This is a genomic window from Staphylococcus intermedius NCTC 11048 (assembly GCF_002902385.1).
In the GTDB taxonomy this organism is placed as follows: Bacteria; Bacillota; Bacilli; order Staphylococcales; family Staphylococcaceae; genus Staphylococcus; species Staphylococcus intermedius.
The window spans coordinates 1-270 of sequence record NZ_PPQH01000099.1 but is presented as its reverse complement, the minus strand read 5'-3'; the positions used below and the strand labels follow the sequence as shown (position 1 = coordinate 270).

1 protein-coding gene is annotated in these 270 nt (G+C 32.6%); it reads left to right on the top strand.

Features of this window, described 5'->3' with window-relative positions; translation table 11 throughout:
• On the top strand, positions 1-270 hold a 270-nt coding region (locus CD138_RS12800; RefSeq protein ID WP_142380763.1), incomplete at both ends, for a DDE-type integrase/transposase/recombinase.

Genomic DNA, 270 nt, shown 5'->3' with positions numbered 1-270 from the left:
ATTGATGCAGATGGTCATACATTAGATATTTGGTTACGTAAGAAAAGAGACAATCAATCAGCATATGCGTTTATTAAGCGTTTGATTAAACAATTCGGTAAACCCAAAATGATAATTACAGATCAGGCACCCTCAACGAAGGTCGCCATGTCTAAATTAATTAAAGATTTTAAACTCAATACAGACTGTCATTGTACATCTAAATATCTTAATAACCTCATTGAGCAAGATCACCGTCATATTAAAGTAAGAAAGACAAGATATCAAAGC